The sequence below is a fragment of the Aeromicrobium phoceense genome (assembly GCF_013868155.1).
Lineage (GTDB): Bacteria > Actinomycetota > Actinomycetes > Propionibacteriales > Nocardioidaceae > Aeromicrobium > Aeromicrobium phoceense.
The window spans coordinates 247,902-261,263 of sequence record NZ_JACEOG010000001.1 but is presented as its reverse complement, the minus strand read 5'-3'; the positions used below and the strand labels follow the sequence as shown (position 1 = coordinate 261,263).

Annotated in this window: 14 protein-coding genes; 12 read left to right on the top strand and 2 right to left on the bottom strand. The window is 71.7% G+C overall.

The features are described from left to right. Positions 1 to 62 precede the first annotated feature (62 nt). From cysC to H1W00_RS01195, 10 genes are all read left to right on the top strand, one after another. Positions 63 to 1,253 carry an adenylyl-sulfate kinase gene (gene cysC / locus H1W00_RS16905; RefSeq protein ID WP_206679948.1) on the top strand — a complete coding sequence of 397 codons (1,191 nt, stop codon included), beginning with the start codon at positions 63 to 65 and terminating at the stop codon, positions 1,251 to 1,253. A gap of 57 nt (positions 1,254 to 1,310) precedes the next feature. After that, positions 1,311 to 2,609 carry a GAF domain-containing protein gene (locus tag H1W00_RS01235; protein ID WP_181752914.1) on the top strand — a complete coding sequence of 433 codons (1,299 nt, stop codon included), beginning with the start codon at positions 1,311 to 1,313 and terminating at the stop codon, positions 2,607 to 2,609. 94 nt (positions 2,610 to 2,703) lie between these two features. Further along, positions 2,704 to 4,227, top strand: coding sequence for an acetaldehyde dehydrogenase ExaC (gene exaC, locus H1W00_RS01230; protein ID WP_181752912.1), 1,524 nt, complete (start codon positions 2,704 to 2,706; stop codon positions 4,225 to 4,227). Between the two features lie 5 nt (positions 4,228 to 4,232). Further along, positions 4,233 to 4,673: a DUF779 domain-containing protein gene (locus tag H1W00_RS01225; protein WP_181752911.1), complete on the top strand. Its 441-nt coding sequence runs from the start codon at positions 4,233 to 4,235 to the stop codon at positions 4,671 to 4,673. A gap of 149 nt (positions 4,674 to 4,822) precedes the next feature. Continuing rightward, a complete protein-coding gene (locus tag H1W00_RS01220) occupies positions 4,823 to 6,427 on the top strand; it encodes an AMP-binding protein (protein WP_181752909.1) in 1,605 nt (534 codons plus the stop codon). A gap of 3 nt (positions 6,428 to 6,430) precedes the next feature. After that, positions 6,431 to 6,919 (top strand): type II toxin-antitoxin system PemK/MazF family toxin, encoded by a 489-nt coding sequence (locus H1W00_RS01215; RefSeq protein WP_181752907.1) that lies wholly within the window; start codon positions 6,431 to 6,433, stop codon positions 6,917 to 6,919. Next, positions 6,916 to 7,890 carry a YihY/virulence factor BrkB family protein gene (locus H1W00_RS01210; protein ID WP_181752905.1) on the top strand — a complete coding sequence of 325 codons (975 nt, stop codon included), beginning with the start codon at positions 6,916 to 6,918 and terminating at the stop codon, positions 7,888 to 7,890. Before H1W00_RS01215 ends, H1W00_RS01210 begins: the two co-directional genes overlap by 4 nt. A gap of 74 nt (positions 7,891 to 7,964) precedes the next feature. Then, a complete protein-coding gene (locus H1W00_RS01205) occupies positions 7,965 to 8,360 on the top strand; it encodes a cold-shock protein (RefSeq protein WP_181752903.1) in 396 nt (131 codons plus the stop codon). Between the two features lie 3 nt (positions 8,361 to 8,363). Continuing rightward, a complete protein-coding gene (locus tag H1W00_RS01200) occupies positions 8,364 to 9,281 on the top strand; it encodes an AEC family transporter (RefSeq protein ID WP_181752901.1) in 918 nt (305 codons plus the stop codon). Between the two features lie 67 nt (positions 9,282 to 9,348). Beyond that, the gene (locus H1W00_RS01195; protein ID WP_181752900.1) at positions 9,349 to 10,071 is read left to right on the top strand and encodes a DUF3027 domain-containing protein; all 723 of its coding nucleotides are present in this window, start codon (positions 9,349 to 9,351) and stop codon (positions 10,069 to 10,071) included. Positions 10,072 to 10,108: 37 nt separating this feature from the next. Here the strand turns inward: H1W00_RS01195 and H1W00_RS16220 are convergent, their stop codons facing one another. Beyond that, positions 10,109 to 10,561 carry a hypothetical protein gene (locus H1W00_RS16220; RefSeq protein WP_206679947.1) on the bottom strand — a complete coding sequence of 151 codons (453 nt, stop codon included), beginning with the start codon at positions 10,559 to 10,561 and terminating at the stop codon, positions 10,109 to 10,111. A gap of 41 nt (positions 10,562 to 10,602) precedes the next feature. Between H1W00_RS16220 and H1W00_RS01185 the strand changes: the two genes are divergently transcribed. Then, positions 10,603 to 11,652, top strand: coding sequence for a hypothetical protein (locus tag H1W00_RS01185; RefSeq protein WP_181752898.1), 1,050 nt, complete (start codon positions 10,603 to 10,605; stop codon positions 11,650 to 11,652). 4 nt (positions 11,653 to 11,656) lie between these two features. Beyond that, on the top strand, positions 11,657 to 12,175 hold the full coding sequence (locus tag H1W00_RS01180) for a gamma carbonic anhydrase family protein (RefSeq protein WP_181752897.1): 519 nt from the start codon (positions 11,657 to 11,659) through the stop codon (positions 12,173 to 12,175). A gap of 9 nt (positions 12,176 to 12,184) precedes the next feature. Here the strand turns inward: H1W00_RS01180 and serC are convergent, their stop codons facing one another. Next, a complete protein-coding gene (gene serC, locus H1W00_RS01175; protein ID WP_181752895.1) occupies positions 12,185 to 13,300 on the bottom strand; it encodes a phosphoserine transaminase in 1,116 nt (371 codons plus the stop codon). Between the last annotated feature and the right edge of the window lie 62 nt (positions 13,301 to 13,362).

Genomic DNA, 13,362 nt, shown 5'->3' with positions numbered 1-13,362 from the left:
TCGTCGCCCATGGACCCGTGGCTCCCCGGACGCGACCACTTCGTGGACAGTGCGGGCCCCGGGTGAGCGCCGACGCGGTGCTGCGCGGCCACCAGCTCGACGGGCTCGAGCTGATCCTGGGCGGGTTCCTCGACGCGGTCGACGGCTACTGCCTGCCCGGACGGGTCCCGGCGGACTGGCCGCTGGAGGCCAACCTCGCGGTCCCGGCCGACGCGGCCCGTGAGGCGGTGGCCCAGGGGTCGCTGACGCTGACCGATCCCGACAACACGCCGCTGGCCGTGCTCGTGCTGACCGACACCCGCCCCAACGACGACGGCACCACGTGGCTGGCGGGCCGGCTGCGGGCCGTGCGGGCCGCCGAGCACCCTCCGGCCCGTGGGTCCCGCCTCGTCGTGCCGGTGAACCTCGGCGACCACGTCGTGGCGCTCTTCGGTGGTCGGGTCGGCGCTGCCGACGTCCTGCGCGCCGTGGACCTCGCGGCGGGCCGCCCGCTCGCCCTGGTCGGCGTCGGCGACGACGCCTGGGCCGGCGACATGGCCCTCATGGAGGAGCTGCGCCGCTGTGCCGAGCAGGTGCCGAACGCCGCGGCCTGGTACCTCCCGGCCCCCGCCGTCAGCGAGACCACGACCTCGCAGGAGGTGCTCGCGATCGCCCTGCGCTCCCTCGGGGTCCGGGACCCGCTCGACTTCCGCAGGCCCGGCGTGCGGGAGGCCCGCGGTGCCGTGCTGCTGCTCACGGGGCTCTCCGGCGCCGGCAAGTCGACCGTGGGGCGTGCCGTGGTGGAGGCGGTCATCGCCCGCGGCCTGGCACACGCGGTCCTGCTCGACGGCGACGACGTGCGCCGTGAGCTGTCCGACGGGCTCGGGTACAGCCGGGAGGACCGCGCCAGGAACCTGACCCGGATCGCGTGGGTCGGTGCCCGGGTCGCCGAGGCCGGCGGCCTGGCCGTGTGCGCTCCCATCGCTCCCTTCGCCTCGGTGCGTCGGGCGATGCGCGAGCGCGTCGAGCCGCGCTCGCAGTTCCTGGTCGTCCACGTGGCCACGCCGCTGGTCGTCGCCGAGGCCCGCGATCGCAAGGGCCTCTACGCCAAGGCGCGCGCCGGCCTCATCCGCGACTTCACCGGGATCGACTCGCCGTACGAGCGCCCCCACGACGCAGACCTCACGATCGACACGTCGCTCATGGGGGTGGGGGAGTGCGTCGAGGCCGTGGTAGGCCTGTTGCGGGAGCGAGGCGTCGTCGCCGGGTCGTGACGGGGGTGGCGGCCGCTCCGTGTGACCTGGTTCACACTCCCCGCTAGGATTCACCCCATGCCGCCGGGGCCCACCGAATCGCCCTTCGCCGTACCGCCGGGAGTCGATCCCGACGCGTTGGCGCGGGCGCTGCACGACGCCCACGACTCCTTCCTGTCCACGGGAGCCGTCGACGGCCCTGTCCGGTCGGTGGTCAGCGAGTCGTGGCGGCGCAGCCTGCTCGGCGGGCTCGACCCCGAGCGCGCCCTCGCGGCGATCACGCTGGACTCCTCCCGGCTGGAGGAGATCCGTCGCGACCACCCGCTGGCCGCCGGGATGCCCGTCGTGCGGCGGCTGCTCGTCGAGAGTGCGGCCGACGCCGGCCTGCTGGTCGCCGTGAGCGACGCCGCGGGCCAGCTGCTGTGGGTCGAAGGGGCCGCGCAGTTGCGCCGCATGGCCGAGGAGATGAACTTCGTGCCGGGCGCCGACTGGAGCGAGGCCAGTGCCGGCACCAACGCGCCGGGCACCGCACTGGCGCTCGATCGCGCCGTGTCGCTGCTGGGGCCCGAGCACCTCGCCCGTCAGGTGACGCCCTGGAGCTGCTCGGCCGCGCCGGTGCACGACCCCGACACGGGGGCCGTCCTCGGGGTCATCGACCTCACGGGGGGCGCCGAGGTCGCGAGCGCGACGAGCCTGGGACTGGTCCGCGCCACGGCGGCGGCGGTCGAGGCCGAGCTGCGCCTGGAGCGCGTCCGCGGTGCGGCGGCGTCGCGCACGAGTCCCAGCCCCGGAGTGAGGCGCCCGCGGATCGACGTGCTGGGCGTCCGTGGGGCGCTGCTGCACCACGGGACGACCACCACCCGGCTCAGCGCCCGTCACAGTGAGATCGCGCTGCTCGTGGCCGCGGCCGACCGCGGCCTGACCACCGCCGAGCTGGCGGTCGCGCTCAGCGACGACGAGCTGCCCGAGGTGACGATCCGCGCCGAGCTGTCCCGGCTGCGTCAGGTCCTCGGCGGCGTGCGCCTGGAGTCGCGGCCGTACCGGTTCGCCGGGGCGGTGGACACCGATGCCCAGCGGATCCGCGACGACCTCGCCGCCGGTCGGCTGCGCCAGGCCGTCGCGCGCTACCGCGGGCCGATCCTGCCCGACTCGCAGGCGCCCGCGGTGGTGGCGGCCCGCGACGACCTGCACCAGCTGGTGCGCTCGCACCTGCTCGTCTGCGACGACCCCGACGCGCTGCTCCCGTTCGCCGACACCGGGCACGGCCGTGACGACTTCGAGGTCTGGGAGCGCATCGCCCGCGTCCTGCCCGAGTCCTCACCCCGTTTCGCGCAGGTCGCCGACCACCTCGAGCGGCTCGACGCCGAGCTCGGCTGACCGGACGTACGTTCACGCAACGTTGCGCTGCCTACCGTCGGGCCATGCGGTGTGAGCCCCCTCACATCCGTCCCCCGACGAAGGAGTCAGCACTATGGCCGTCTACGCAGCGCCCGGCACCGAGGGCAGCGTCGTCTCCTACAAGCCGCGCTACGACCACTGGATCGGCGGCGAGTACGTCGCCCCTGCCAAGGGCCAGTACTTCGAGAACGTCTCCCCGGTCAACGGCCAGGTGTTCTGCGAGGTCGCCCGAGGAACCGCCGAGGACATCGAGGCCGCGCTGGACGCCGCCCACGCGGCCGCGCCGGCATGGGGCAAGACGTCCACGACCGAGCGGGCGATCATCCTCAACAAGATCGCCGACCGCATCGAGGAGAACCTCGAGATGCTGGCCGTCGGCGAGACCTGGGACAACGGCAAGCCCGTCCGCGAGACGATGGCCGCCGACCTGCCGCTCGCGGTGGACCACTTCCGGTACTTCGCCGGCTGCATCCGCGCCCAGGAGGGCTCGATCAGCCAGATCGACGAGGACACGGTCGCGTACCACTTCCACGAGCCGCTCGGCGTCGTCGGCCAGATCATCCCGTGGAACTTCCCGCTGCTGATGGCCGTGTGGAAGCTCGCTCCGGCGCTCGCGGCCGGCAACGCGATCGTCCTCAAGCCCGCCGAGCAGACGCCGGCGTCCATCATGCTGCTGATGGAGCTGATCGCCGACCTGCTTCCCCCGGGCGTCCTCAACGTGGTCAACGGCTTCGGTGCCGAGGCCGGCGCCCCGCTGGCGGCCAGCAGCCGCATCCGCAAGATCGCGTTCACCGGCGAGACGACCACGGGCCGGCTCATCATGCAGAACGCGGCGCAGAACCTCATCCCCGTCACCCTCGAGCTGGGCGGCAAGAGCCCGAACATCTTCTTCGAGGACGTCGCGAGCGCGGACGACGCGTTCTACGACAAGGCGCTCGAGGGATTCACGATGTTCGCCCTCAACCAGGGCGAGGTCTGCACGTGCCCCAGCCGCGCGCTCGTCCAGAACTCGATCCTCGAGCAGTTCCTGCCCGCAGCGACCGAGCGCACCAAGGCGATCAAGCAGGGCAACCCGCTGGACACCGAGACGATGATCGGCGCGCAGGCGAGCAACGACCAGCTCGAGAAGATCCTGTCCTATATCCAGATCGGCGTGGAGGAGGGAGCCCGCATCATCACCGGCGGCGAGCGCGTCGACCTCGGCGGCGACCTGTCGGGCGGCTACTACGTGGCGCCGACGATCTTCCAGGGCCACAACAAGATGCGCATCTTCCAGGAGGAGATCTTCGGCCCGGTCGTCTCGGTGACCGGCTTCGACGACTTCGACGACGCGATGGGCATCGCCAACGACACGCTCTACGGTCTCGGCGCCGGCGTGTGGAGCCGCGACACCAGCACCGCCTACCGCGCGGGCCGGACGATCGAGGCCGGCCGCGTCTGGACGAACTGCTACCACCAGTACCCCGCGCACGCGGCGTTCGGCGGCTACAAGAACTCCGGGATCGGGCGCGAGAACCACCGCCAGATGCTCGACCACTACCAGCAGACGAAGAGCCTCCTCGTCAGCTACTCGCCCAACGCTCTCGGCTTCTTCTGATCCCCATGGAGACCGAGATGTCACCCGAGCCCGTCGGGTCCTCCCTCCCGACGGCCCGGGTGGCCGTGACCCCGGAGGCGGCGGAGCTGCTCCGCCGCCTCCGGGCCGATCACGACCAGCCGTTGATGTTCCACCAGTCCGGCGGCTGCTGCGACGGGTCGGCGCCGATGTGCTACACCCAGGGCACGCTGCTGATCGGTGGTGCCGACGTGCTCCTGGGCGAGCTGGACGCGGGCACGCCCGAGCCGATCCCGGTGTGGATCTCGGCGGCGCAGTTCGCCTACTGGTCGCACACCCACATCACGATCGACGTCGTTCCCGGCCGCGGTGCCGGCTTCTCGATCGAGGGGCCGACGGGGCACCGCTTCATCATCCGGTCACGGGTATTCACCGAGGGCGAGACGTCCCGGATGGTGCCGGTGGTCCGAGGTGATGCGACGGCCTGACACCAGCGCTCTCGGGGGACCCGACGGGACCATGAACGACCACCCGTTCGAGGCATCTTCCCCACTGGCCCCACGGGGCACACCGCTCCCACGACGAGAGCATGAGGAAACCCTCAGATGCACGGAATCTGACTGTTACGCTCTCCCGCATGGGTGACTTGGGTTACAAACTGAAGGTTCTGCGCCGCATTGGCGTCATCAAGGCGCTGCCGCCGCACAAGCTGATCGGTGCCGCGCGCGTGCTCAAGAAGTGGGGTCCGGGGCTGCCGTCCGGCATCAACGCCGCGGCCAAGCGCTACCCCAAGCAGATCGCGATCATCGACGACGCCGGCGAGATCACCTACGAGGACCTCGTCACGCAGGTCAACCAGTTCACCGAGGTGCTGCGCGAGCGCGGCATCGAGCCCGGTGACTCGGTCGCGGTCCTGTCGCGCAACCACCGCTACCTCGTCATCGCCCTCATCGCCGTCGTGCAGCTGGGCGGCCGCGTCCTGCTGCTCAACACGATGTCCAGCCGCGCGCAGCTGACCGACCTGGCCGAGCGCGAGGGCGCCGAGCTGCTCATCCTCGACCAGGAGTTCCTGCCGCTCGTCGAGGACGTCCGGCGCAGCCGCCTCATGCTGGCCTGGGCCGATGCCGACGCACCCTCGGACCTGCCCTCGATCGAGTCCTCCACGGTCGGCAAGCCGTCCGGCGACCAGCCCGTCCCCTCGCGGCACGGCGAGATGATCATCTTCACCTCCGGCACGACGGGCCTGCCCAAGGGCGCGAAGCGCAAGGAGCCCGAGGACCTCAAGCCGCTGCTGGCGTACTTCGGCGCGATCCCGTACCAGAGCAACTCGGTCGTCTCGATCGCCGCGCCGCTGTTCCACTCGTGGGGCCTGATCAACCTGGGCTTCGGCCTGTCGACGTGCCCCACGTTCGTGCTGCGCCGCAAGTTCATCCCCGAGCAGACCCTGCGCGACATCGAGAAGTACAAGGTCCGCGTCCTCGTGGTGGTGCCCCTCATGCTCCAGCGCATGGTCAAGGCCGACCCGCGGGTGGTCAAGGAGACCGACGTGTCCAGCCTGCAGATCACCGCCTCCAGCGGCTCGGCCCTGGCCGGCGACCTGGCGCTGCACTTCATGGACATGTACACCGACTCGATCTACAACTTCTACGGTGCCACCGAGACCAGCTGGATCACGATCGCCGACCCGAAGGACCTGCGCGCCGCGCCGGGCACCGCGGGCCGGGTCCCGTGGCGCACGACGGTCAAGATCCTCGACCACGACGGCAACGAGGTGCCCCAGGGCGACATCGGCGTCATCCACGTGGTCAACGACATGCCGTTCGGCGGCTACACCGACGGCCGCAACAAGTCGTTCCACTCGGGCCTGATGGACTCGGGCGACCTCGGCTACTTCGACGAGGAGGGTCGCCTCTTCGTCGCCGGCCGCGACGACGACATGATCATCTCCGGCGGTGAGAACGTCTTCCCGCGCGAGCTCGAGGACTGCCTCGTCGAGCACCCCGAGGTGGCCGACGTGGTCGTCACCGGCATCGCCGACCCCGAGTGGGGTCAGCGCCTGGCCGCCTACGTGGTGCGCAAGGAGGGCAGCGACGTCAGCGCCGACGAGCTGGTCGAGTTCGCCAAGGACAACGTCGCCCGCTCCGCCGTGCCGCGCGGTGTCATGTTCCTCGACACCCTGCCGCGCAACCCCACGGGCAAGGTCATGAAGCGGCAGCTGCCCGCCTTCGAGACCACCGCCTGACCCGTGGCGCGACCGAGGCTCCCCGCCGTCCTGCGACGGCTGGCGGCGATCGGCCGTTCCGTCTCGTCCTCGTCGTCGCCGGCCGCGGGCACCTCGCGTGCCCCGGCCGGCCTCGACACGACGTGGTCCGGCAACCACGACGGTCGCCCCGATCCGGGTGAGATCGTCTGGACCTGGGTGCCGTACGAGGACGACCCGAGCCAGGGCAAGGACCGCCCTGTCCTGCTCATCGGGCGACACCCCGACGCCACCCTCGTCGCCCTCCAGCTGACCTCGCGGGACCACGACCGCGACGCGCCGCAGGAGGCGCGTGCGGGCCGCTTCTGGATGGACATCGGATCGGGCCCCTGGGACGCGCAGCGACGCCCCAGCGAGGTGCGGCTGAACCGGCTCATCCAGGTCCGTGAGCAGGACGTCCGGCGAGAAGGAGCGGTGCTTCCCCGCGAGGTGTACGAGCGCGTGTTGGGAGCTGCGCGACAATACCTGCCATGAACATCGTCGCCGGGATCGACCGCTTCCAGCGGCAGCACCCGGTCCTCGGGTTCCCGATCGCGGTGATCTACAAGTTCTTCGACGACCAGGGCCCGTACCTGGCGGCGATCATGACGTACTACTCGTTCATCGCGCTCTTCCCGCTGCTGCTCATCGCCTCGTCGGTGCTGGGCTTCGTGCTCCAGGACGACCCCGACCTCCAGCAGCGCCTGCTCGACACGGCGCTCGCCCAGTTCCCGATCGTCGGCGACGAGCTCGGTCGCCCCGGTGGGCTCACCGGCAGCACCTCGGCGATCGTCGTCGGCTCGCTCGCCGCGCTCTACGGGGCGCTCGGCGTGGGCCAGTCCACCCAGAACGCGGCCAACGTGGCGTGGGGCGTGCCGCGCAACAGCCGGCCGAACCCGATCATGATGCGGCTGCGCAGCTTCGTCGTGCTCGGCATCGGCGGCCTGGGCATCGCCGTCGTCGCGATCCTGCAGTCGATCGTGGACAACCCGGAGGTCGTCGGGATCGACCACCTGCCCGACCTCGGCCTGGTCATGCGCGTGGTCGGCTTCCTCGTCTCGTGGGGCATCTTCATCACGGTGTTCAAGCTGGTGAGCCTGCGCCGCGCCTCCTGGCGGTCGGTGCTGCCGGGGTCCCTGTTCTGCGCCCTCGGCTGGCAGGTCCTGCAGTACGTCGGTGACGCCTACGTGCAGGGCGTCATCGCCCGGGCGACCTCGATGAACCAGACCTTCGCCCTCGTCCTCGGCCTCATCGCGCTGCTGTTCCTGCTGACCTCCACGATCGTGCTCGGCCTGCAGATCAACGTCGTGCGCCGCCGTCACCTGTACCCGCGAGCCCTGCTGACGCCGTTCACCGACAACGTCGTCCTGACGGCGGGCGACCGCCGCGCCTACGCGCAGTACGCCCGGATGCAGCGGCACAAGGGCTTCCAGACCATCTCGGTCGACTTCGACGATGAGGCCTGAGCGGCGCGAGCACCGCGGCGGCGCCAGCCGACTAGACTGCAGGGGTCGCACTCCGAGAACGCAAAGGAACGGTCATGCCCACCGGCAAGGTCAAGTGGTACGACCCCGAGAAGGGGTTCGGTTTCCTCAGCCGCGAGGAAGGTGAGGACGTCTACGTCCGCTCCGACGCGCTGCCCGAAGGCGTGACCACGCTGAAGGCCGGCACGCGCGTGGAGTTCGGCATCGCCGCCGGCCGCCGCGGCGACCAGGCCCTCCAGGTGCGCGTGCTCGATCCCACCCCCTCGGTCTCGCAGGCGCAGGCCCACGCGCGACGCAAGTCGCCCGAGGAGATGGTCGTCATCGTCGAGGACCTCGTGAACCTGCTCGACGGACTCGGTGAGGGCTACCGTCACGGCCGCCACCCCGAGGGCAAGCGTGCCCACCAGGTCGCGCAGCTGCTGCGCCGCCTCGCCGCGGACCTCGACGCCTGACGCGTGACCGGAGCTCTCGAGGGCTTCGCGGTCATCGGCGCGTTGATCGGTGTGGGATACCTCCTCGCCGCGACGCGGGTGCTCGACGAGTCCAGCCAGGTGGTGCTCGCGCGACTCGTCTACTACGTCGCCACGCCCGCCCTGCTGATCGAGATCCTCGGCTCCACGGACCTGGCCACCGTCTTCGGGCCGTGGTTCCTCGTGGCCGCGATCGGCGTGGTGGCGGTGCTGCTGGTCTACGTGCCGTGGGCGCGGTGGCGGGGCCATTCCGGCAAGCACGTCGTGGTGGGCGGTCTCGCCTCCTCGTTCGCGAACTCGGGCTACCTGGGCCTGCCGATCGCGGCGTACGTCGCCGGTGACGTGGCCTTCGCGCTGCCCACGATCATGCTGCAGCTCATGGTCATGACGCCCGTGGCGGTCACGCTCCTCAGCATGGAGGAGGGGCGCCGGGCGACCCCGTGGGGGTTCGTGCGAGCGGGCCTGAGCAACCCCGTCTCGATCGCGGCGATCCTGGGCGTCGCCCTGTCGCTCGCCCACGTCGACCTGCCGCGGTTCGTCGACGAGCCCATCTCGCTGCTGGGCGCCATGGCGATCCCGTCCGCGGTCCTGGCGTTCGGCGTGGCGCTGCGGTTCGGTCCCAGGATCGGTCACGGCAACCGGAGCGAGGTCGCCTTGGTGACGGTCCTGAAGATCCTCTGGCAGCCTCTCGTCACGTATCTCGTGGCCAGGTACGGACTGGGCCTGGACGCCTACGAGGTCGCCGGCGTCACCGTGATGGCGGCCCTGCCGACGGCCCAGAGCGTCTTCGTCTACGCCGCGCAGTTCGGTCGCGGCGAGGTGCTGGCCCGCGACAGCGTCGTCATCACGACGGTGGTCTCCCTGCCCGTGATGGTCCTGCTGGCGGCGGTCCTGGTCCCCTGAGGCGGACACGGGCGCGCGCGGCACGACCGGGTTGGTCGGGTGTGGCGCGGTGGGGGACAATCGGACCATGAGCACGGCGACCTCTCCTGCACGCGCGGCCCTCGACGACAGTGTCGACGACGGCACGGTCGGCGACCACCTCGGCAGCACCGAGGAGGCGCCCGGTCTGGTGACCGAGCGATTCGCCTGCCTGCTGCCCGGCTACCGCGGCTGGTACTGGGCGGTCAGCGCCTCGGTGCTGGACGACCAGGTGACCATCAACGACATCGTGCTGCTGCCCGGTGACGAGGCCATCGTCGCTCCGGCGTGGACCCCCTACCGCGAGCGCGTCCGTCCCGGCGACCTCGGCCCCGGCGACGTGCTGCCGCCCGAGGAGGACGACATCCGGCTCGTGCCGGCGTGGTCCGCCGGCGACGGTGACGAGACCGGTGTCGTCGACCGCCACTTCGCCCGTGAGATCGGCCTCGGCCGCGAGTGGGTGCTCTCGATCGAGGGCCGCGAGGATGCCGCGGAGCGCTGGTACGAGGGCGAGTCCGGTCCGGACACCCCGATCGCCAAGCAGGCGCCCGGCGTGTGCGGGACGTGCGGCTTCCTGGTCTCGCTGGCCGGCGACCTCTCCGACCGCTTCGGCGTGTGCGCGAACAAGATGGCCAACGCCGACGGCCGGGTCGTCGCGCTCACGCACGGCTGCGGTGCCCACTCGGGCACGCGCCCCAAGCGATCGGCGTCGGCGTCCAAGCTGCCCGACCCGGTGCTGGACTCGACCCGGGCCGAGCTCGAGGAGTTCTGAGCCCGTCGTGCGGGGTGTGATGCGAGGCCGGACGGCCTCAGCTCCGGCGACGGCGTCCGGTGGGGCGCTCCTGGGCAGGGTCCGTGGTCGCGGCCGGTGCGGCCTGCGGCTCCGCCGGTGCAGCGTCGGACACGATCTCCTCGGGGAGCTCGTCGACGGGGATCACGGTCTGCAGCGGGGCGGTCGCCGCGCGCTCGGCGAGGGCGTCGCGACGGCGCTTGCAGAACTCGATGCCCATGAGGCCCAGACCGAGTCCGGCGAACGCGGTCCACAGCCACCACGTGCGGCCCTGGTCCTGCAGGTTGCCCCAGAACGGCAGCAGCGCGAGCGCCACGACACCCCAGGCGATCGTGCCGATGGTCATGGTGCGGACGCCGTCGACGTCCATGGGCTCGACCTCGGCGACACGGTGCGTCGTTTTGCCGAACTCCAGCTCCGTGACCTCGGGACGGCCCAGGTCGGGGATGCGGGAACGCTTCTCACGGGCCATGACTCCACGATAACGCGAGCCGTCCAGCCGCAGGAGGCCCTGTGAACCCCCGTCGCCGCCGGCTGCTGATCCCGGGGCTGCTCGTGGCGCTGATCGTGGTGGTCGTCGTGACCTCCTTGATCGACCGTGCCGACGCCGCCACCGACGAGCCCGTCGCGGTGCTGGCCGACGCCCGCATCACCGAGTCCAGCGGCCTCGCGGTCAGCTCGGCCCACGAGGGGCTGGCCTACACCGTCAACGACTCCGGCAACGCCCCCGAGGTGTTCGCCGTCGACCTCTCGAGCGGTGACGTGGTCGGCGTGACCACCCTCCGCGCCGACTTCCGCGACGTGGAGGCGCTGGCCCTGCGCGACGGCACGCTGTGGATCGGCGACGTGGGCGACAACCGCGCCGAGCGCGACGACCTCGCCCTGTACGCGATCGACGAGCCCGGTCGCGCGAGCGCCACGGTCGCTGCGAAGCGGTACCCGGTCGCGCTGGCCGGAGGCCCCGCCGACGTGGAGGCGCTCCTGGCGCCGCCGGACTCGGACCGCCTCCACGTCGTCACCAAGGCGCTCGGTGATGCGACGGTGATGACGCTCGACACGGGCGACCTCGACCCGAGGTCGACCACCGAGTTCGAGGCCACCGCCTCGGGCCTGCCCGCGCTGGTCACCGACGGCGCGTTCTCGCCCGACGGGAGCCGGGTGGCCCTGGTGTCCTACGGCTCGCTGTGGACGATCGATCCCGCCGACTGGTCCATCCTCGGCCGCGCGCCGCTCCCTCCGCTCGAGCAGGCCGAGACGGTCGCGTTCGTCGACGACGACGCCGTGCTCGTGGGCACCGAGGGAGCCGACTCGCCGCTGTACCGCCTGGACCTGCCGGTCGGCTCGGCCTCGGCCGGTGGACCCGCGACCGTGGCCACCTCGGTCCCCGATCCGTCGGTGTCGCCCGCGTCGGCCGAGGTCGCCGCGGCGAGCAGCACGGGCGTCGCGGTGGACACCCGCACCGTCGCGCTCGGCGGTCTCGGGGTCGCCGCGCTGGCCGTCCTGCTGGTGGTGGTGGCACTGCGCCGGGGCTCGTCGGGAGGCGCACGCCGGGCGATACGGTGAGCGCATGAAGATCGCTCTCGGAGACAGGTCACCGCAGGTTCACGAGTCGGCGTTCGTCGCCCCGAACGCCACCCTGGTGGGCTCGGTCGTCCTCGAGGAGGGCTCCAGCGTCTGGTACGGCGCTGTCCTGCGCGCCGACAACGAGCCGATCACGATCGGTCGCGGCAGCAACGTCCAGGACAACTGCGTCTTCCACGTCGACCAGGGCAAGCCGCTGACGCTCGGCGAGGGCGTCTCGGTGGGCCACGGCGCGATCATCCACGGCGCCACCGTCGGCGACCACGTGCTGGTGGGCATGGGCGCCACGATCCTCAACGGCGCCGAGATCGGCGACGAGTGCCTGATCGCCGCGAACGCCCTCGTGCCCCAGGGCGCCGTCATCCCGCCGCGCTCGCTGGTGGCCGGCGTCCCCGGCAAGGTGCGCCGCGAGCTCACCGACGACGAGGTCGCCACCCTGCACCTCAACGCCTCGATCTACGAAGAGCACCGCGAGCTGCACCGCGGCGCCACCGTCGTCGACTGAGGCTGACCGTCAGCCCGCCGCGAGCCGCTCGACCACGTGGTCGATGCACCGCGTGAGGGCGGTGACGTCGTCGGGGTCGATGGCGGGGAACATCGCGATGCGCAGCTGGTTGCGGCCCAGGCCGCGGTAGCCGGCGACGTCGACGATGCCGTTCTCGCGCAGGGCCGCCACCACGTCGGCGGCGGCGACGCCCTCGAGGTCGATCGTGCCCACGACGAGTGAACGGTCTGCCGGGTCGGGGACGAACGGGGTCGCGTACGAGCTCGCCTCGGCCCAGGCGTAGAGCCGCTGGGACGAGTCGGTCGTGCGCGAGACCGCCCAGTCGAGGCCGCCGTTCGCGTTGAGCCACTGCACCTGCTGGTCCATGAGGAAGAGGGTGGCGACGGCGGGGGTGTTGTAGGTCTGGTCCTTGAGCGAATTGTCGATCGCGACGGGCAGGTCGACGAAGCCGGGGATGTGGCGCCCCGACGCCTTGATGCGGCGGGCGCGCTCGATCGCGGCGGGGGACATGAGCGCGATCCACAGTCCGCCGTCGGACGCGAACCCCTTCTGCGGCGCGAAGTAGTAGACGTCGGACTCGGCCACGTCCACCGGCAGGCCGGCGGCGCCCGACGTGGCGTCGACGAGGACCAGCGCGCCCTCGTCGATGCCGTCGGGGCGGCGCACCGAGGTCATGACTCCGGTCGAGGTCTCGTTGTGCGCCCACGCGTACGTGTCGACGCCGGCGGTGGCGTGCGGCTCGGGGTGGGTCGAGAAGTCCGACTCGATGATCTCGGGGTCGTCGAGGAAGGGTGCCGCGGCGACCGCCCGGGCGAACTTGGTCGTGAACTCGCCGTGCACGAGGTGCTGGCTGCGTCGCTCGACGAGCCCGAACGTCGCGGCGTCGAAGAACGCGTGCGAGCCGCCCACGCCGAGCACGACCTCGTACCCGTCGGGCAGCGAGAACAGGTCGGCGAGGCCGGAGCGGATGCTGCCCACGAGCGACTTCACCGGCGCGGCGCGGTGGGACGTGCCCAGCAGCGTGTCCCCGCTCGCGGCCAGGGCGGCGAGCGCCTCGGGTCGCACCTTCGAGGGACCGGAGCCGAAGCGCCCGTCGCGGGGCAGGAGTTCGTCGGGGATCTGCACGGCGCCATTCTCGCAGGAGTCCGCGGGACGATGCGTTGAACGGTCGCCCGAAGCAGGCGGCT

What these genes read in the sequence shown, in the direction of transcription:
- H1W00_RS16220 (WP_206679947.1), bottom strand. Translation starts at nt 10,561, where the DNA reads ATGGCCCGTGAGAAGCGTTCCCGCATCCCCGACCTGGGCCGTCCCGAG.
- H1W00_RS01205 (WP_181752903.1), top strand. Translation starts at nt 7,965, where the DNA reads ATGCCCACCGGCAAGGTCAAGTGGTACGACCCCGAGAAGGGGTTCGGT.
- H1W00_RS01225 (WP_181752911.1), top strand. Translation starts at nt 4,233, where the DNA reads ATGGAGACCGAGATGTCACCCGAGCCCGTCGGGTCCTCCCTCCCGACG.
- H1W00_RS01180 (WP_181752897.1), top strand. Translation starts at nt 11,657, where the DNA reads ATGAAGATCGCTCTCGGAGACAGGTCACCGCAGGTTCACGAGTCGGCG.
- H1W00_RS01195 (WP_181752900.1), top strand. Translation starts at nt 9,349, where the DNA reads ATGAGCACGGCGACCTCTCCTGCACGCGCGGCCCTCGACGACAGTGTC.
- H1W00_RS01235 (WP_181752914.1), top strand. Translation starts at nt 1,311, where the DNA reads ATGCCGCCGGGGCCCACCGAATCGCCCTTCGCCGTACCGCCGGGAGTC.
- exaC (WP_181752912.1), top strand. Translation starts at nt 2,704, where the DNA reads ATGGCCGTCTACGCAGCGCCCGGCACCGAGGGCAGCGTCGTCTCCTAC.
- H1W00_RS01210 (WP_181752905.1), top strand. Translation starts at nt 6,916, where the DNA reads ATGAACATCGTCGCCGGGATCGACCGCTTCCAGCGGCAGCACCCGGTC.
- H1W00_RS01220 (WP_181752909.1), top strand. Translation starts at nt 4,823, where the DNA reads ATGGGTGACTTGGGTTACAAACTGAAGGTTCTGCGCCGCATTGGCGTC.